The sequence below is a fragment of the Caballeronia sp. NCF2 genome (assembly GCF_023631205.1).
Lineage (GTDB): Bacteria > Pseudomonadota > Gammaproteobacteria > Burkholderiales > Burkholderiaceae > Caballeronia > Caballeronia zhejiangensis.
Map to the genome: position 1 here is coordinate 20430 of NZ_JALQDN010000020.1, position 18106 is coordinate 38535.

The window sequence follows — 18106 nt, forward strand, 5'->3', positions numbered from 1 at the left end:
TGGGTTATCGCGCCGGCAAAACCGAGTGCGTTATTTCTTCTTGCTGCTCTTCGACGTGGCAGCCGGCTTCGCGGTCTTGGCCGCGGCAGCAGGCTTTGCAGCATGCGATGCCGAAGAAGACGACACCTTGGTCACCTTCCCCGACGTATGGGCACTCGTCTTGCCGCCGCGCGATGTCTTCGGCTCAGGTACGCGCGTGCCGATCTTCGACACGCCGCCCGATGAACGGCTCGACGCCGCCACCGTCTCCACACGCGTCGGACCCGGCTCGGCCGGAACCGGTCGGCCATACGGCACATGCAGCACGACCACCTGCCCCGGCATGAACATGTCTCCGCGCGTGCGGTTCCATGCGCGCAACTGTGCCGGCGAAACGTTGTAGCGGTCTGCCAGCGTGCCGATCGACTGCTTGCGGCGCACGCGGATGACGAGCCGGCGCGTGTCGGGCACGTCGCGCTCGATTGCGAGCATCGCATTGGCCGCGACGTCGGCGCTGATGTCTTCGTCGTCATCGTCGGTGCGGGGCACGACGATCGTCGAGCCCGGCTTCAGGCGCATGCCCGCCGGAATGCGGTTGACGGACATCAGCGTGTCAGCGTCCACGCCGATTTTTTCGGCGATCGCCGCCGGACGCGCGCGCTCGGTGACGGTGTACGTCGTCCACGACGACAGCGCGCCCGAGTACGACGAAAGGTTGCGCTGAAACGAAGCAGCGTTATCGAACGGCAGCAGAATCTGCGGATTGGTCGCGCCGAGAATCACCGGCTTCGAGAACGACGGATTCAGCGAGCGAAATTCTTCCACGCTCATGCCGGCAAGCTTCGCGGCCATCGTCACGTCGATGTCGCGCGCGGTCGTGACCGTCACGAAATACGGGTGATTCGGGATGTCCGGCAACGTGAGACCGTACATCTGCGGATTGCTCACGATGTTCTTCACGGCCTGCAGCTTCGGCACGTAGTTGCGCGTCTCGTTGGGCATGCGCAGGCTTTCGTAGTCGGTCGGCAAGCCCGCCGCTTCGTTGCGCGCGATCGCGCGCTGCACGTTGCCCTCGCCCCAGTTGTACGCGGCAAGCGCGAGATGCCAGTCGCCGAACATGTCGTGCAGACGCGAAAGGTAGTCGAGCGCGGCAGACGTCGACGCGAGCACGTCGCGGCGCTCGTCCTGCCACATGTTCTGCTTGAGGTTGTAATCGCGGCCGGTGCCCGGCATGAACTGCCACATGCCCGCGGCCTTCGCGACCGATAGCGCCTGCGGGCTGTATGCCGATTCGATGAACGGCAGGAGCGCGAGCTCGGTCGGCATATGCCGCTGCTCGAGTTCCTCGACGATGTGATACAGATACTTCTGCGAGCGCGTGGTCATGCGCTCGACGTAATCCGGGCGTTGCGCGTACCAGTTGACCTGCATGTCGACGAGGTCGCTTTGCAGATCGGGAATTTGAAAGCCGCCGCGGATGCGGTTCCAGAGATCGGACGAACCCGCGAGCGAAGTCACGGGCGTCTTGTCGACGTTAATGGTTTCCTTGGCTGCTGCGGTGCGGCGAATCGTGTCGGCGACTTGTTGCGGCGAAGCGTTGGAGTTGGCTGTTGCTGTAATTGGATCTGACGCCGTAGGTCCTTGGCTCGCGCACGCGGCGAGCATCAGGACGGACAGCGCGCTAAGGGTTAGTCGCATGGAGAACGTCTCTGCTTCCAAAAGATGATGCTTGGAAATTTGCAGCCGATAGTACGGAACAGCACTTAAGACGTCAATAAGAATGCGCGCAAAACCCCTGCAAAATCCTGCATCTAACGTCGATTCCAACGTTTCGGTTGAAGTTAGCCCCAAATAGGTTCGGGTTAGCGGAACTTATCCTTCCAGCCGCGCATCATTCGAAACGCTTCGAGCCGGTCCGAAACGGGCGCGCCGAATTGCGACGCAAGCGTTGCGTGGATCGCCGAGACGTCCGCACGCAGGAACGGATTCACCGTTTTTTCGTGGCCGATGGTCGTCGGCAAAGTCGGCTTGCCGGCGGCGCGCAACGCCTGCGCGTCCTCGCTCCAGCGCAGCAGCGCGGTGTTGTCCGGCTCGCACGCGCGTGCGAACTTGATGTTCGACAGCGTGTACTCGTGCGCGCAGTGAACCTGGGTGTTGTCCGGTAGCGCGGCGAGCGCGTCGAGCGAACTGAGCATCTGCTGCGGCGTGCCTTCGAAAAGACGGCCGCAGCCGCTCGCGAAGAGCGTGTCGCCGCAGAAAAGATGCGGCGTGCCGTTCGGATCGCCCGCCTGGAAATAGGCGATGTGTCCGGCCGTGTGACCCGGCACGTCGATCACGGAGAGTTCGAGCGCCGGCTTGTCGATGCGCACCCTGTCGCCGCCGGTGACGCGCTGCGTCAGATGCTCGATGCGCTCGCCAGCCGGGCCGTAGACGGGAATCCCACCCTCTGCCGTTCGGCTATCGATGAGTGCTTTCACGCCGCCGACGTGGTCGTGGTGGTGGTGCGTGAGTAAAATAGCGGTCAGCCGCCAACCACGTTTGGCCAGATAGGCCTCGACGGGCGCGGCGTCGCCGGGGTCGATCACGACCGCATCGCGCGAGTCCGACACGAGCCAGATGTAGTTGTCCTCGAATGCCGGGACCGGCACGTATTCGAGTGCATCGAGTGCATCCTGGGCAGGCGATTTCTTGGCAAGCGAATTCATGGCGATCATCTATGCGGCAATCCGAACATGTCTGACCGATCGATTATAGACTGGCCCACCTGGACGAGCTCGGCGCCCGGGCGCTACGTGCTCGAATGGGAGCAGGCGCAGCTCGATCACGTCGTGTCCGACATCTTCGGCTATCACGCGCTGCAGCTCGGCATGCCGCAGCTCGACGCGCTGCGCGAAAATCGCATGACCGGGCGCGCGCTCGTGCTCGACGCCGAAAGCGCATCGAGCGCACCGTACACGCCGCCGCGCGCGACGACGCCCGGCGTGAGCGCGCTTCCCGCGGCGAGCGCGCCCGACGGCCGCAGCACCGTGTGGTGCGATCTGCTCGACCTGCCTTTCGAAGCGCAGAGCGTCGATTTGCTCGTGCTGCCGCACACACTCGAATTCTCGCCCGATCCGCACCGCCTGCTGCGCGAAGCCGAACGCGTGCTGGTGCCCGAAGGCCAGTTGATCATCCTCGGCTTCAATTCGCTGAGTTTGTGGGGCGCGCGGCAGTCGCTCGGCAAGGTCGCGGGACGGCCGTTCGTGCCATCGGCGCACGAGATGATCGCGTTCACGCGCATCAAGGACTGGATCAAGCTGCTCGGATTCGACCTTGAACGCGGGCGCTTCGGCTGCTATCGTCCGCCGCTTGTCACGGACAAATGGCTGCAACGCTATCAATTCATGGAAGCCGCCGGCGATCGCTGGTGGCCCATCTTCGGCGCGGCGTACATGATCACGGCGGTCAAACGCGTGCGCGGCATGCGCGTCATCGGTCCGCGCAAGCTCAAAAAACCCGCGCTCGCGCCTGGCCTCGCTCCGGTCGCCGCTCCGCACACGCGCAACGAGACTCGCAAAGAGCATTGATGACTCAAGAATCCGCATCGAACAAGGTAATCGACATCTACACGGACGGCGCCTGCAAAGGCAATCCGGGACCCGGCGGCTGGGGCGCGCTGCTGCGTTTCGGCTCGCTGGAGAAGGAGCTGTTCGGCGGCGAAGCCGCGACCACCAACAACCGCATGGAACTGATGGCCGTGATCTCCGCGCTCGAGGCGTTGAAACGTCCGTGTCACGCGATCATCCACACCGATTCGCAATACGTGCAGAAAGGCATCAGCGAATGGATTCACGGCTGGAAGAAAAAGAACTGGATGACGGCCGCGAAGACGCCCGTCAAGAACGCCGATCTATGGAAACGCCTCGACGAACTCGTCGCGCGGCATGAGATCGAATGGCGCTGGGTCAAGGGCCACGCCGGACATCCCGAAAACGAACGCGCCGATGCGCTCGCCAATCGCGGCGTGACATCGCTTGCGGACAACTGAACGAAACGCACGCCAACTTATGCGCCAACTGATACTGGACACCGAAACCACCGGCCTGAACGCGAGGACGGGCGACCGGATCATTGAAATCGGCTGCGTCGAGCTGGTCAACCGCCGGCTGACGGGCAACAACCTGCACCTCTACGTGAACCCGGAGCGCGACAGCGATCCCGGCGCGCTCGCCGTGCACGGCCTCACCACCGAATTCCTGAGCGACAAGCCGAAGTTCGCGGAGATCGCCGCGCAACTTCGCGACTTCATCGCGGGCGCGGAGTTGATCATCCACAACGCGCCCTTCGACGTCGGCTTTCTCGATATGGAATTCGCGCTGCTCGGGCTGCCGAAAATCGCCGAGACGTGCGCGGGCGTGATCGACTCGCTCGCGCAAGCCAAGCAGATGTTCCCCGGCAAGCGCAACTCGCTGGATGCGCTGTGCGATCGTTTCGGCATCAGCAACGCGCATCGCACGCTGCATGGCGCGCTGCTCGACTCGGAGCTGCTCGCCGAGGTCTATCTCGCGATGACGCGCGGCCAGGAAAGCCTCGTCATCGACATGCTCGGCGATCAGCCCGCGTCGGGCTCGGTTTCGACGTCGCGCATCGCGTTCGACGATCTCGATCTGCCGGTGATCGCCGCGAGCGCCGACGAACTCGCCGCGCACGAAGCCCTGCTGAGCGATCTCGACAAGGCGATGAAAGGCACGAGCGTCTGGCGCACGGAACCGGCTCCCGCCGAAGGGGAAGCCGTTCCTGCGTAATTTTTTCGAATTTGCTTAACGAAGCACTAGACGAAATCAAAAACGCCTGACATAATCTCGTCTCTCTTCGGGTGGTTAGCTCAGCGGTAGAGCACTGCCTTCACACGGCAGGGGTCACTGGTTCGATCCCAGTACTACCCACCAGAATTCTGGTGTTGGTAAAGACAAGCACCGAAGATCAAAAGGCCCAAGTCTCACGACTTGGGCCTTTTTCATTTTCAGCCGGTGAAACGGGCATCACGACGCCCACACGCCGCGCGCCATGCCGCTCGCGGCGATCACCATCAACATGACGAGTCCGGCTTCGAGATCGCTCAGCCATGCGAAGCGTCGCGCCCGCGTGAGATCGATCGGCCCGCCCTGCGCGAGCGCGATGCGCCAGCGGATCAGCGCGAGCATCGGTGAGACTTCGATCAGCAGAATCACGACGAGCGCCGTCATCTTCAGATGGAAAAGCGGCTCGTGCAGATAGAACGCGCCGCCCTTTTCGAATCCGCCGAACGCGCGCGTCACGCCCGTGACGATCAGCACGATCGCCGTGACGCCCCACACGGAATCCGAACGAAAGACGTCACGCAGGCGCAGTTCGTTCGCCTGAATGGATTCCGCGGGATCGAGACGCCGCAACGCGCGGGCGCGCGCGAGCACCGAGCCGAGCGCGAAACCGAAAGCAAGAAGATGAAGCGCGGCCAGCAACCAACGTATCAGCATCCTTTCCTCCCTGAAGAGACAGGAACGACGTGTACGGCAATTTCGGCTAGATCAGACCTGACGCAGCGTCGCATCGAGCGCGCGCGCCGCGTTGCGGTCGCCTTCGCTCGCGAGCGGCGCGCGGAACACGGTGGTGCGATTGTGCCCGGCCGCGGCCGGCGAGTCCCACAACAATTCGACTTTCGGCCGGCGCGCGAACAGGCCGTGCCGCACTTCCCCGCTCGCGCGGATAGCAGGCGCGGCGGGCTCGGTCGCCGGCGCGAGCATGCTCGTCGACGGCGACGTCTCCGCCGGCTCCGGCCATTTCACCGACAGCTCGCGCGCGTCGTACTGGCCGAGCTTGCGGCTTTCCGCCCATACGACGGCGGTACGCGTGACGGGATCGAGCGAGAGCGCATAGCGCCCGATCGCGAAGCGCCGCGCCGCGATATTCGTGCGCCAGAGCGCGCGCGGACGGCAGATCCACATGACGATGGCATAAAGCGCCGGCCCGACGAGCAGCCAGCCGTTGGTCTCGGCGAGCGCCTGCGTGAAGCGCCGCCATCCGGAACTCCAGACGAACGCGCCGACGGAAAACATCGCGAAGCCGAAAGCCAGCAGCGCAATGAAGCGCAACGCCTGCCGCAGCCATTGCGGCAGCGGATGCAGCGGCCGCTCCGTGCGCGCCTTCGCGCCCGGCAGCACGATCAGAAGAAAGATCAGGACGAGGTTCACGCACGCCCACGGCGACGACGTCATCGCGCGCAGCGAGGACAGATAGCCCATCTCGGACATCGAGAACGCCCAGCGCGCCGCGAGCACCAGCCCGATGGCGCGCAATGCGAACACAGTGCCGGCGCCCGGCGCCGGGTTCGCGCTGATTTGCTTGGGTCTCGCCAAAAGAAACGCTCCTGTCCACGTGCGATGCATGCCGCTCCGCGCATCGCGAAGCCCGGTCATTATAGGGAGATTACGGATGTCGTCAGAGGTTTCACATCTGCAGCGCGGTCTGTCGCGCGAAAGGCATGCCTGAATGTGCTATTACGACAACGCCCCGCGTGCCTTGAGGCACGCGGGGCGTCGTTTTTCAACTCATGCCGCGGCGAAGCGGCAAGACTTGCTTAGCTCGCGTTGACTTCGCGCAGAACCGTGCGGCGCTTCTGGCGCAGCAGTTCTTCATACACGTTGACGTAGTTCGCGGCCATGACCTTCGACGAGAAACGCTGCTCGAACGCGGCGCGAACCTTTTCGCGGGGCAGTTGATCGAGGCGCTTCACGGCGGCGATCGCCGAAAGTTCATCTTCGACGACGAAGCCCGACACGCCGTTCTCGATCACTTCCGGCACCGAGCCGCGGTTGAACGCGATCACCGGCGTACCGCAGGCCATTGCTTCGATCATCACGAGGCCGAAGGGCTCCGGCCAGTCGATCGGGAACAGCAGCGCGTGGGCGTTGCCGAGGAACTCGGTCTTCTCCGCTTCGCTGATTTCGCCGATGTACTCGACGTGCGGCAGCGCGAAGAGCGGCTTGATCTCTTCTTCGTAGTAGGCGCGGTCGGCCTTGTCGAGCTTCGCCGCGATCTTGATCTTCATGCCCGCCGCCTGCGCGATGCGGATCGCGCGGTCGACGCGCTTTTCCGGCGAGATGCGGCCGAGGAACGCGAGATAGCCGGGCTTCACGTTCGGGATCGGCTTCAACAGGTTTTCCGGCAGACCGTGATACACCGTCGAGAGCCAGTGCGCCTGCGGCAGCGGCTGACGCTGGTTGTCCGAAATCGAGATGACCGGCACGTCGTTGAACGTGTTGAAGATCGGCTGCAGTTCGGGCAGATCGAGACGGCCGTGCATCGTCGTCAGGAACGGCACCGGCTGGCGCGCGAACAGCGAGAACGGGTAATAGTCGATGTGGAAATGCAGCACGTCGAACTCGTCGGCGCGGCGGCGGACTTCTTCGAGCAGCAGCATATGCGGCGCCATCGTGTCGCGGATCGTCGGGTCGAGGCGCAGCGCCTGCGGCCAGAATGCCTCGAGCTTCGCGGACGTCTGCGAATCGCCGCTCGCGAAGAGCGTGACGTCGTGTCCAGCATCCACGAGTGCCTCGGTCAGATAAGACACCACGCGTTCCGTGCCGCCATACAGCTTCGGCGGAACAGCCTCGTGGAGGGGCGCGATTTGAGCGATTCGCATGTCGTGAAACTCCTAATAAAGAATCAGGCAAGTACTGCTGTCATGTTGACGTTGGAAAGCGAATCGCTCGGCTCGGGCGAAGCTTTCCGCGGCGCGCGGCGGCCGCGGCGCAAAGGCTGATGCTCGAGTGAAAAAGCGGGGTCGCTGATCACCGGTTCGTCGCGCAGGCGATTCGATCTAGCAATTGCGGTTCCATATCTCAAAATCGCCGCGCGCCAGCAATTAACGCGTATCTGCTGCGGCGGTTGACGCGAACTTGCAAAAACCTGTCGATGGCCTAAGGGCAAACCCGGATCGGATTATGGAGTTTTTTCCAGAGCGGCGCCGGCAGTCATTTCAACTTATTTACCTTGTTACAAGGGGGATACACTTTGCAAACCACTGTTTATTAAGGTTGTTCTACATTTGAGCACGGGCTTTGACGATGCCCGGGCGGCAGCACGCACTCCGCGCCGTCTGACCCGCCGCGTAGGCCGGATTGCGGCATCGGTTCCGTTATCGGGCGCGACACGTGCTTTTGTGTTCGCTGGCGCGATTGGCGCAGATCCTTCAGACGAGCGTTCCATCGCAAAAAGTCGTGCAATGTGCTTACAATGCGCGCCCATGCCGTCAGCCGCGCGCCCGGCGGCCGAAAGGCTGAGGCGACGCCCGATTTTTGCCGTGGATGATGTTCGGATGGCCACACGCGCCGAGCGTCACATGCCCGAAGTCGCGATGCCGCAGCGCGATACTGGCTACAATCCAGTGATGGAGACGGCGCAGCGTCGCCTCGCTTGACGTCAGTCGCGCCGGATCGGGCGACGCATCGCATGCCGGCAGTCGCATCTCGCACCGCGCATGGCACTGCCCGAAGGCGCAACACACGCTCAACCGCTCTACGACCAAAAAAGACCATTGGACCAACTCACCGTTTCCCAGCGTAACGCGCACAACGCGAAGCTTTCGAGCTACGCGCATCGGCCGCTCGCGTTCCTGATGCGCTACATCCGCCGTCACCCCGTCGCGCATGCCATCGTGCTCTTCAGCGTGTTCGCCGCGGTCGGTTGCGCCCTCGCCTCGCAGTACGCGATCAAGCATCTGATCGACGTCCTCGGACAAGGCCGCGGGCATCCCGGCCCGCTGTGGGGCGCGTTCATGATCCTGGTCGGGCTGATCGCCGCCGACAACCTGCTGTGGCGGGTCGGCGGCTGGGTCGGCGCGCACGTCTTCGTGATCGTTACCGGCGACTTGCGCAAGGACCTCTTCTCGTATCTGTCCGGCCACTCGCCGACGTACTTCTCCGAGAAGCAGCCAGGCATGCTCGCGAGCCGGATCACGGCGACGTCGAACGCGATCTACACCTCCGAGAACGTGATGGCGTGGAACGTCCTGCCGCCGTGCATCGCGGTGCTGGGCGCGATCGTGATGATCGTCTCCGTCAATCCGCTGATGGCGGCCGGTCTCATGACCGCATCGCTGATCCTCGCGCTGATCCTGTACCGGCTCGCGAAGCGCGGCTCGGCGCGGCATCACAGTTTCGCGTCGAAGGCGGCGTCGGTGGATGGCGAGCTCGTCGACGTGATCGGCAACATGGCGCTCGTGCGCGCGTTCGGCATGACGTTCCGCGAGCAGAAGCGTTTCGGTTCGACCGTCAAGGCCGAAATGGTCGCGCGTCAGCAGAGTCTGCTGTACCTCGAAAAGCTGCGCCTGTTCCACGCGGTCGTCACGGCGATCCTTTCCGCAGGCCTGCTCGGCTGGGCGCTGTGGCTGTGGTCGCAAGGCCGCGCGACGTCGGGCGATATCGTGCTCGTCAGCTCGCTCGGTTTCACGATCCTGCACGGCACGCGCGACTTGGCCGTGGCGCTCGTCGATGTGACGCAACACGTCGCGCGTCTCGCCGAAGCCGTGCAGACGCTGCTGGAGCCGCACGGCATGCCGGACCGCTCGGACGCGACGGAACTCGTGCCGCAAGGCGGGCGCGTCGATTTCGAGGGCGTGACGTTCGCCTATCCGCGCCGCCGTCCGATTCTCGACAATTTTTATCTGCATATCGAGCCGGGACAGCGCGTCGGGCTGATCGGCAAGTCGGGCGCGGGCAAATCGACCGTGCTCGCGCTGCTGCAACGCTTCTACGAGCCGCAAAAGGGCAGCATCAAGATCGACGGCCAGGATATCAGCGCGATCACGCAGGACAGCCTGCGCCACGCGATCGCGCTCGTGCCGCAGGATATTTCGCTGTTCCATCGCACCGTGTTCGAGAACATCGCGTACGGACGTCCGGATGCGAGCCGCGAGGAAGTGCTCGCCGCCGCCCGCGAGGCGCGCTGCACGGACTTCATCGAGGCGATGCCGGAAGGATTCGACACGATCGTCGGCGACCGCGGCGTGAAGCTGTCGGGCGGTCAACGTCAGCGCATCGCGATCGCGCGCGCGATTCTGAAGAACGCGCCGATTCTGCTGCTCGACGAAGCGACGTCGGCGCTCGACAGCGCATCGGAAGAAGCGATTCAGCAGGCGCTCGACCGGCTGATGGTCGGCCGCACCGTGATCGCGATCGCGCACCGTCTGTCGACGCTGCAGAATTTCGACCGCATCATCGTGATGAGCGCGGGCAAGGTCATCGACGACGGCCCGCCGCAGGAATTGCGCGAGCGGCCGGGGCTGTATCGCGAGTTGCTGGCGAAGCAGCACGGCAAGGTGCCGTCGATCGTCGCGACGCCGCACAAGCAGCCGGCGTAAGCGTCATCAAGCAAAAAGGCCGCGTTTCCAAAGGAACGCGGCCTTTTTCACGTCTTGAGGTCGCGCAGAAAGTTGTCGCGCCACACCGAGACGTTGTTGTCGCGCAATTGCGCCATCATCTCTTCGTAACGCGCTTTTCGCTCGTTCAAAGGCATGCTGAGCGCGATGGCGAGTGCATCGGTCATGCCATCGATATCGAGCGGATTGACGATGAGCGCGGCCGTCAGCTCGCGCGCCGCGCCGGCGAATTGCGACAGCACGAGCACGCCGGGATCGTCCGGATTCTGCGCCGACACATATTCCTTCGCGACGAGATTCATGCCGTCGCGCAACGGCGTGACGAGACCCACGTGCGCCTCGCGGAACAGCGCGGCGAGCACCGGCCGCTCGTACTGACGATGGATATAGCGAATCGGCGTCCAGTCGAGTTCGGCGTATCGGCCGTTGATGCGGCCCGATTCCGCTTCGAGCTGCAAGCGGATGTCGCGATAGGCATCGACATCGGAGCGGGTCGGCGGCGCGATCTGCAGGAACGACACGTTGTTGCGCTGCTGCGGATCGTGTTCGATCAGCCGCTCGAACGCGCGAAAACGCTCGACGAGCCCTTTCGAATAATCGAGACGATCGACGCTCATCACGAGCTTGCGATGATGCAGCGTCGACTTGACGATTTCCACGTCGCGTCCGCGCTCGCCGTCTTTCGCGAGCGCGGCGATTTCATCCGGATAGACGCCGATCGGATACGCCGCCGCACGCAGCGTCTGACCGAACGCGCGAATCGCGACCGGCTTCGCGCCGTCGCGCTGCAACGCGCCGCCCGCTTCCGTTTCGATGTAATCGCAGAACGCGCGCAGGTCCGGCTCCGTCTGAAAACCGAGCAAATCGAACGCGCACAGCGCCTCGACCAGTTCGCGATGACGCGGCACGCTCAACAGAATCTGCGACGCCGGAAACGGAATGTGCAGAAAGAAGCCGATGCGATTCTTCACGCCCAATGCGCGCAGCGCCTGCGCGAACGGAATCAGGTGATAGTCGTGCACCCAGATCACGTCGTCGGGCTTGAGCAGCGGCGCAAGCTGCGCCGCGAGCCAGCGATTCACGCGGCAATAGCCGTCGTATTCGTGCCGGTCGAACTCGATCAGGTCCGGCCGATAGTGAAACGCGGGCCAGAGCGTCGCATTCGAGAAGCCGCGATAGTACTGGTCGTAATCGCGCCGCACGAGTCCGATGGTCGCGAACGTCACCGGTCCGTGCTCTTCGAGCTTGATGTCTTCAGGTGCGGACGTGAGCACGTCCCCGCTCCAGCCGAACCACATGCCGCCGGTTTCCTTGAGCGCGTCGTAGACGCCGACCGCAAGCCCGCCCGCCGCGGGCCCGCCTTCGGAAATCGGCGCGACGCGATTCGAAACGATGATCAGCCGGCTCACGCGTGCTTCCCCGCCGTGCCCGCGATCACTTGCAGCCAGTCGAGCAGCAACTCGACCGATTCGATGCGCGCGCGCGCAACCGTATCGCCGGGGCCGACCTTGATCGACAGGCCATCGAACTCGTTCACGACCGCGAAACCTTTTTCATCGGTGAGATCGTCGCCGATAAACACCGGCTTGCGCCCCGTGAACGGCGGCTCGCCCATGTACGCGCGCACCGCGCGGCCCTTGTCGACGTCCTTCGGCTTGATCTCGTAGACCATCTTGCCCGGCTGCAGCACGTAGGCATCGGCATATTCCGCGACGAGCTTTTGCGTCGCCGCGCGCGCCGCCGGCTCGCGGTCGGGCGCATTGCGGTAATGCAGCGCGAGCGCCGCGCCCTTGATTTCGAGCAGCATGCCCGGATTCGCGCTGACGACTTTCTCGAGCGCGTGCTCCATGCGCAGGAGCCGCTCGTCGTTGAAGCCGATGCGCTGCACATCGCCGTTCGAATCGCGCCGTTCCGCGCCGTGCATGCCCGCGACGGGCAGATCGTCCATCTGCAGGAACGAATCGATATTGTCGATGCCGCGCCCCGATACGACCGCGACCGCGCCGTTGGTCGCGCGTCTCAACGCGGCGAGGATGTCGGGCACCGAGCGCGGCACGAAGATGCCATCGGGCGTCGAGGCGAGTTCGACGAGCGTGCCGTCGAAATCGAAGAAAAAGGCGGTCTCGGCAAGAGACAGGGAATCGGGAAGAATTTGCATCGATCTTTGGCCTGTGGTTTGCCTGTGATGTGGCGCGCGGTCCGTTTCGGACGACGCAATGCGTGCGAATCTTACCGCGCGAAGGCTTTCAATTCAGAAAGCTCCGAACTTTCAGCTTTCGACGTGCGGCCTTTCAGCGCGCTTGAACCATGCGGCAAATCGTCTCAAAAATAGTCCGATAGCGACATGATGCGCTGGAGACGCGTGAAAGGCGTGTATTTTGCGACGAAGTTCAAATCGAATCATCCTGCAACGCCATTCCCGATGCACGCTTCGTTCCTCGAATTTCCCGCGCGGCGCCTCGTCGCCCTTCTCTCGCTGTGCGCCCTCGCCGCCTGTTCGAAGCCCGCCGAGCCGTGGCATCTGACGGATGTATCGGGCCATCTGCCGGATCTCGATTTCTCGCTCATCGACGATGGCGGCGCGAGCGTCACCGGACGGTCCTTCGCCGGGAAGACGACGCTCGTCTACTTCGGCTACACGCATTGCCCCGATGTCTGCCCGGAAACGATGGCGCGCCTGATGCAAGTGCTGCAACGCGTTGGGCCGGATGCGGACGAGACGCGCATCGTCTTCGTTTCGGTCGACCCGGCGCGCGACACGCCCGCGCTTTTGCGCTCCTACGTGCGCGCCTTCGACGACAAACACGCGGTCGGCCTGACCGGCACGGATCGCGCGATCGAGAAAGTCGCGCAGCGTTATCGCGTCGCGTATCAGATGGAAAAGCGCGATCCGGACGGCGCGTATGAAGTCACGCACAGTTCGGCCGTCTATATCTTCGATGCCGCCGGTCACGCGCGCCTGCTCGCGACCGATCACGATTCGATCGACGCCATCGCGGCCGATCTGAAGCGCGTGATCCACGCAAAGGACGCCTGACGATGAGCACGCTGCTTTACTGGCTCGATCCGTGGGAGCCGTCGCCGACGGTCGTGATCGCGGTGCTCGTCGCGGGGATTCTGTTCGCGCGCGGGGCGCGGCATGCGCGCGTGTCGGTGTCGCGGCGCATCGCGTTCTGGTTCGGCCTCGTCGCGCTTTACGTGGCGCTGCACACGCGGCTCGATTACTTCTTCGAGCACGAATTCTTCATGCATCGATTGCAGCATCTCGTGCTGCATCATCTCGGTCCGTTTCTGATCGCGCTGTCGTATCCGGGCGCGGCGCTGCGTGCGGGCATTCCGTTCGGATGGCGGCAGCGCTGGTTGCGTCCGGCCGCGCAAACGCGCATTGCGCGCGTCTTTTGCGATGTCGTGTTCAATCCCGTGATCGCCGTCGCGCTGTTCGTCGGGCTGATCTATTTCTGGCTGCTGTCGCCGATCCACTTCAAGGCGATGCTCGATTACCGGCTCTATCGCGTAATGAACTGGAGCATGGTGATCGACGGCCTGTTGTTCTGGTGGCTCATTCTCGACCCGCGGCCCGCGCCGCCCGCGCGCCTCGCGCCCGGCAGACGGATTCTCGTCGTGATCGCCGCGATTCCGCCGCAGATCATTCTCGGCGCGTACATCTTCTTCACGCCGCACGAGCTGTATCCGATCTATTCGATTTGCGGCCGCGCGTTCACCTGGATCACGCCGATGCGCGATCAGCAGATCGGCGGCCTGTTGCTGTGGATTCCCGGATCGATGATGAGCGTGATCGGCGCGCTGATTGCGCTGCGTCACTGGCTGCGGCTGTCGGCGCGCTCGCGGCTCATCAAGGAACGCAGCGTCGCGATCGCGGCGCCCGTCAACGTCAGCGCGTCATGAAGGAAAACCGGGACGGCGCATCCAGACGTGCGGAATGCCGTCTTCGTCATGCACACCCGACGACGGCACGAAGCCGAACGCGCCGTAGAAGCGCTGCAAGTGCGCCTGTGCGTGAAGGCTGACCGGCTGATCGGGCCATTGCTTCAGGATCTGCTCGAGCGCGCGTTCGAGCATCGCGTTGCCGAGCTTCATGCCGCGAAACTTCGCGGTCGTCAGCACGCGGCCGATGCGCACGTCCTTCTCGCCCTCGTCCGGATGACCCGGCAACAGCACGCGCAGATAACCCGCGAGCGCCGGGCGCTTCTCGCCTTCGCCATATGCGAGAAGATGCCACGCGTCGACATCGAGGCCGTCGATATCGCCATACACGCAATTCTGCTCGACGACGAACACGGCGCTACGGGCCGCGAGCATGTCGTAGACCTCGGTCGTCGACAGATCGTCGAAGCGCTTCCAGCGCCATTCGAGTTGGGAGAGTGAGTCGGTCATTGGAGTAGGTGTGGCAGAAACGTTGCAATTATGCCGTGCCGCCACGGGACGCAGAATCGGTGGCTACCGGCGTTCCGAAAAAGAAAAAGCCCTGACGGATCAGGGCTTTTCAAGTGGAGGCGCGGACCGGAGTCGAACCGGTCTAAACGGCTTTGCAGGCCGCTGCATAACCGCTTTGCTACCGCGCCACAAGCGGTTCTGGTGCCACCGGCAATTGACCGGCTGAGCCACCAAACAAAAAGGGAAGCTTGGCTTCCCCTTTGACTGGAGCGGGAGACGAGTCTCGAACTCGCGACCTCAACCTTGGCAAGGTTGCGCTCTACCAACTGAGCTACTCCCGCGTGTTACTGCTTTGTTTCACTGCTTTCTTTTGCTCTTGCTTCGCTTGCTGCGTCGCGTCGTGCATCAGAGAAACGAGATTATGTAGAAGCCAAAGAAGGCTGTCAACTGTTTTGTGAGAGGATTTTTTCGCTTCGACGCAATTTTTGCAATGAGCGCGTTTTCCGCCTCAAAGCATGCCGCCGCGCTCGCGAATCTGCGGCCACGCGAGCTTCATGTAGTAGAGCATCGACCAGACGGTGAGGAACGCGGCGACGTAGATGAGCCACAGGCCCCACACGCGCGTGTCGATGATCCATTGCGTGCCGGCGATCTTCAGCGGCCCGTAGAACAGCAGCATCGGGATCGCGACCATCTGGCACACGGTCTTGAACTTGCCGAGCTGATTCACCGCGACGCTCTTCGATGCGCCGATCTGCGCCATCCATTCGCGCAGCGCGGAAATCGTGATTTCGCGTCCAACGATGATGAGCGCGATCACCGCATTGAGCCGCGACAGTTGCACGAGCACGAGCAGCGCGGCGGTGACCATCAGCTTGTCGGCAACGGGATCGAGGAACGCGCCGAACGACGACGTCTGATTGAGCTTGCGCGCGAGAAAGCCGTCGAACCAATCGGTGAGTGCGGCGAGCACGAAGATGACCATGCCGAGCAGGTTGCGATGCTCCGGGCTCATCATCATGTCCGGCAGATAGAACACGCCCACGACGAGCGGAATCAGCACGATTCGCAGCCACGTCAGGAAGATCGGTAGATTGAACGGCATGGGCGAAAGCGGTTGAGGGACATGTAAGGAAGCCGCCATTGTGCCGCGTCGATCCGGCGCTCACAAGGCGGCGCACCGCTGTGGCGCGCCGCGCGGCCGGCTTTGCGGCTCAATGCAACTGACGATAAATCTGCTGCGCGAGCGCGAGCGAAATGCCTTCGACGCTCGCCAGGTCCTCGACGCTCGCCGCCTGCACGCCGCGCAATCCGCCAAAACGCGACAGGAGCCGCTGACGCCGTTTCGCGCCGACGCCTTCCAGTTCCTCCAGCCGCGAAGTCTGGCGCGCCTTTGCCCGCTTCGCGCGCATCCCGGTGATGGCGAAGCGGTGCGCCTCGTCGCGGATCTGCGCGACGAGCATCAGCGCCGCGCTTTCCTTGCCGAGTTCGAGCGCGGCGCGGCCGTCGGCGAACACGAGCGTCTCCAGGCCGACCTTGCGCCCTTCTCCTTTCGCTACGCCTACCAGCATGCCGTGATCCAGACCCAGCTCGGAGAACACCTGCCGCGCGATTTCCACCTGGCCCTTGCCGCCGTCGATCAGCACGATGTTCGGCAGCGTGCCGCCCGCCGCGACCGGTTCGGCGCCATCGGGCGTGACGTTGGGATCGGCGGCATCGTCGGGTTGCAGAGTCGCGGCTTCATCGTTGGCGTTCGCGGCGGCCTGCGCGACCATCTTCTCGTATCGGCGCGTGAGCACCTGCCGCATCGCGGCGTAATCGTCGCCCGGCGTGATGCCGGTGATGTTGTAGCGCCGGTATTCGCCCGACTGCATCTTGTGATGGTGATACACGACGCACGATGCCTGCGTCGCCTCGCCCATCGTATGGCTGATGTCGAAGCACTCGATGCGCAGTTGCGCGAGATCGTCCATCTCCATGGACAGCGTGTCCGCGAGTGCGCGCGTGCGCGCCTGCTGCGAACCCTGTTCCGACAATAGGCGCGCGAGCGCGAGCTTGGCGTTGTTCTCGGCCATCGAGAGCCACGCGCGCTTTTGCCCTTGCGGCTGACGCAGCAGCGTGACCTTGTGCCCCGCCTGCTCGATCAGCAGATCGACGAGCTCGCGGCTCGACGGCGCATGACTCACGACGAGCACCGGCGGCACGCGATTGCCGATGTAATGCTGCGCCATGAAGGCTTCCAGCACTTCGGATTCCAGCGAGCTTTCGCGTGGCTCTTCGGACTCGGTTTCGGTTTCCGTTTCGGTGGGCGCACCTACCGTTTCGTTGGCATCCGCAAGCTCGTCTTCGTCGCCGAGCGCCATCGCGCTTTCGACGTGCGCCGGAAAATACGCCTTGTCGCCCAGATGCCGGCCGCCGCGCACCATCGCGAGATTCACGCACACCTTGCCCCCGAGCGCGACGACCGCGAGGATATCGACATCGCTCTCGCCACCGACTTCGATCGCCTGCTGATGCAGCACGGTCGACAGCGAGCTCATCTGATTGCGCACCGCCGCGGCCTGTTCGAACTTGAGATCCGCGGCGAACGCGTGCATCTTCTGCTCGAGCTCCTTCATCACCTCGCCCTGACGCCCGAGCAAAAAGCGCGACGCATTCGACACGTCGCGCGCGTAATCCTCTTCGTTGATCAAGCCGGTGCACGGCGCGGTGCAGCGCCCGATCTGATGCAGCAAACACGGCCGCGTGCGGTTGTTGAACACCGAGTCCTCGCAGGTGCGCAACTGGAAGACGCGCTGCAGGATCTGGATGCTCTCGCGCACCGCCCACGCGCTCGGAAACGGGCCGAAATACTGGTTCTTCTTGTCGACCGCGCCGCGGTAATACGCCATGCGCGGAAACTTGTGGCCGGTGAGCTTGAGAAACGGATATGACTTGTCGTCGCGAAAAAGGATGTTGTAGCGCGGCGCGAGCGCCTTGATCAGATTGTTTTCGAGCAGCAGCGCTTCGGCTTCCGAGCGCGTGACGGTCGTCTCGATCTTGCGGATGCGCGTGACCATCATCGCGATGCGCGGCGAATGCAGCGTCTTCGTGAAGTAGCTCGACACGCGTTTCTTCAGATTGCGCGCCTTGCCGACGTAGAGCACGTTGCCGTCGCCGTCGTAGTAGCGGTACACGCCGGGCAGATGCGGCAATTGCGCGAGCGTCGTTTTCGGGTCGAAATCCGGTTGGAGGGCGTCGGTGTCAGTCATGCAGCAAGGGGACGAAAGGCATCGGCACGACGGTGAGCCGTGCCTGGAGCGTTATCTTAGAATCGCCAGTTTAGAACATTAAACC

16 protein-coding genes and 3 tRNA genes are annotated in these 18106 nt (G+C 63.4%); 7 read left to right on the plus strand and 12 right to left on the minus strand.

What is annotated here, in order from left to right:
* Positions 1–30: 30 nt before the first annotated feature.
* Positions 31–1677: a transglycosylase SLT domain-containing protein gene (locus tag NCS02_RS09915; RefSeq protein ID WP_250523033.1), complete on the minus strand. Its 1647-nt coding sequence runs from the start codon at positions 1675–1677 to the stop codon at positions 31–33.
* A gap of 164 nt (positions 1678–1841) precedes the next feature.
* Positions 1842–2693: a hydroxyacylglutathione hydrolase gene (gene gloB, locus NCS02_RS09920; protein WP_250523034.1), complete on the minus strand. Its 852-nt coding sequence runs from the start codon at positions 2691–2693 to the stop codon at positions 1842–1844.
* Positions 2694–2711: 18 nt separating this feature from the next.
* Here gloB and NCS02_RS09925 point away from each other — a divergent pair, with 18 nt between their 5' ends.
* The 4 genes from NCS02_RS09925 to NCS02_RS09940 all read left to right on the plus strand — a co-directional run bounded on the left by NCS02_RS09925 (position 2712) and on the right by NCS02_RS09940 (position 4907).
* A complete protein-coding gene (locus NCS02_RS09925; protein ID WP_008342053.1) occupies positions 2712–3545 on the plus strand; it encodes a class I SAM-dependent methyltransferase in 834 nt (277 codons plus the stop codon).
* Positions 3545–4006 carry a ribonuclease HI gene (gene rnhA, locus NCS02_RS09930; RefSeq protein WP_008342054.1) on the plus strand — a complete coding sequence of 154 codons (462 nt, stop codon included), beginning with the start codon at positions 3545–3547 and terminating at the stop codon, positions 4004–4006. The genes NCS02_RS09925 and rnhA overlap by 1 nt, the downstream gene beginning before the upstream one ends.
* A 19-nt stretch (positions 4007–4025) precedes the next feature.
* Positions 4026–4763 (plus strand): DNA polymerase III subunit epsilon, encoded by a 738-nt coding sequence (gene dnaQ / locus NCS02_RS09935; RefSeq protein ID WP_008342055.1) that lies wholly within the window; start codon positions 4026–4028, stop codon positions 4761–4763.
* A gap of 69 nt (positions 4764–4832) precedes the next feature.
* Positions 4833–4907: transfer RNA gene (locus NCS02_RS09940), tRNA-Val, on the plus strand.
* 93 nt (positions 4908–5000) lie between these two features.
* On the opposite strand, the gene NCS02_RS09945 is transcribed toward NCS02_RS09940, so the two are convergent.
* The 3 genes from NCS02_RS09945 to NCS02_RS09955 form a co-directional block, all read right to left on the minus strand.
* Positions 5001–5474, minus strand: coding sequence for a DUF2214 family protein (locus tag NCS02_RS09945; protein WP_034473512.1), 474 nt, complete (start codon positions 5472–5474; stop codon positions 5001–5003).
* Between the two features lie 51 nt (positions 5475–5525).
* Complete coding sequence (locus NCS02_RS09950) at positions 5526–6353, minus strand: hypothetical protein (RefSeq protein ID WP_008342060.1); 828 nt, start codon at positions 6351–6353, stop codon at positions 5526–5528.
* A gap of 221 nt (positions 6354–6574) precedes the next feature.
* On the minus strand, positions 6575–7639 hold the full coding sequence (locus NCS02_RS09955) for a glycosyltransferase family 4 protein (RefSeq protein ID WP_008342061.1): 1065 nt from the start codon (positions 7637–7639) through the stop codon (positions 6575–6577).
* 837 nt (positions 7640–8476) lie between these two features.
* Between NCS02_RS09955 and NCS02_RS09960 the strand changes: the two genes are divergently transcribed.
* A complete protein-coding gene (locus NCS02_RS09960) occupies positions 8477–10357 on the plus strand; it encodes an ABC transporter ATP-binding protein (protein ID WP_235366332.1) in 1881 nt (626 codons plus the stop codon).
* A 47-nt stretch (positions 10358–10404) separates the two neighbouring features.
* On the opposite strand, the gene otsA is transcribed toward NCS02_RS09960, so the two are convergent.
* Both otsA and otsB read right to left on the minus strand, forming a co-directional pair.
* The gene (gene otsA, locus NCS02_RS09965; protein ID WP_250523035.1) at positions 10405–11784 is read right to left on the minus strand and encodes an alpha,alpha-trehalose-phosphate synthase (UDP-forming); all 1380 of its coding nucleotides are present in this window, start codon (positions 11782–11784) and stop codon (positions 10405–10407) included.
* The gene (gene otsB / locus NCS02_RS09970; protein ID WP_008342064.1) at positions 11781–12533 is read right to left on the minus strand and encodes a trehalose-phosphatase; all 753 of its coding nucleotides are present in this window, start codon (positions 12531–12533) and stop codon (positions 11781–11783) included. Before otsB ends, otsA begins: the two co-directional genes overlap by 4 nt.
* Before the next feature lie 264 nt (positions 12534–12797).
* On the opposite strand from otsB, the gene NCS02_RS09975 reads away from it, so the two are divergent.
* Entirely contained in the window at positions 12798–13412 is a 615-nt protein-coding gene (locus NCS02_RS09975; RefSeq protein ID WP_175980488.1) for an SCO family protein, read from the plus strand.
* 2 nt (positions 13413–13414) lie between these two features.
* Positions 13415–14281, plus strand: a complete 867-nt coding sequence (locus tag NCS02_RS09980) for a cytochrome c oxidase assembly protein (RefSeq protein WP_250434951.1) — start codon at positions 13415–13417, stop codon at positions 14279–14281.
* On the opposite strand, the gene NCS02_RS09985 is transcribed toward NCS02_RS09980, so the two are convergent.
* The 5 genes from NCS02_RS09985 to uvrC form a co-directional block, all read right to left on the minus strand.
* Complete coding sequence (locus NCS02_RS09985; protein WP_250523036.1) at positions 14276–14770, minus strand: GNAT family N-acetyltransferase; 495 nt, start codon at positions 14768–14770, stop codon at positions 14276–14278. The genes NCS02_RS09980 and NCS02_RS09985 overlap by 6 nt on opposite strands.
* A gap of 114 nt (positions 14771–14884) precedes the next feature.
* Positions 14885–14958 (minus strand) — tRNA-Cys (locus NCS02_RS09990).
* 77 nt (positions 14959–15035) lie between these two features.
* Positions 15036–15111: transfer RNA gene (locus tag NCS02_RS09995), tRNA-Gly, on the minus strand.
* A 167-nt stretch (positions 15112–15278) separates the two neighbouring features.
* A complete protein-coding gene (gene pgsA, locus NCS02_RS10000; protein ID WP_008342071.1) occupies positions 15279–15875 on the minus strand; it encodes a CDP-diacylglycerol--glycerol-3-phosphate 3-phosphatidyltransferase in 597 nt (198 codons plus the stop codon).
* A gap of 109 nt (positions 15876–15984) precedes the next feature.
* Positions 15985–18021 (minus strand): excinuclease ABC subunit UvrC, encoded by a 2037-nt coding sequence (gene uvrC / locus NCS02_RS10005; RefSeq protein ID WP_034473520.1) that lies wholly within the window; start codon positions 18019–18021, stop codon positions 15985–15987.
* Positions 18022–18106: the final 85 nt, after the last annotated feature.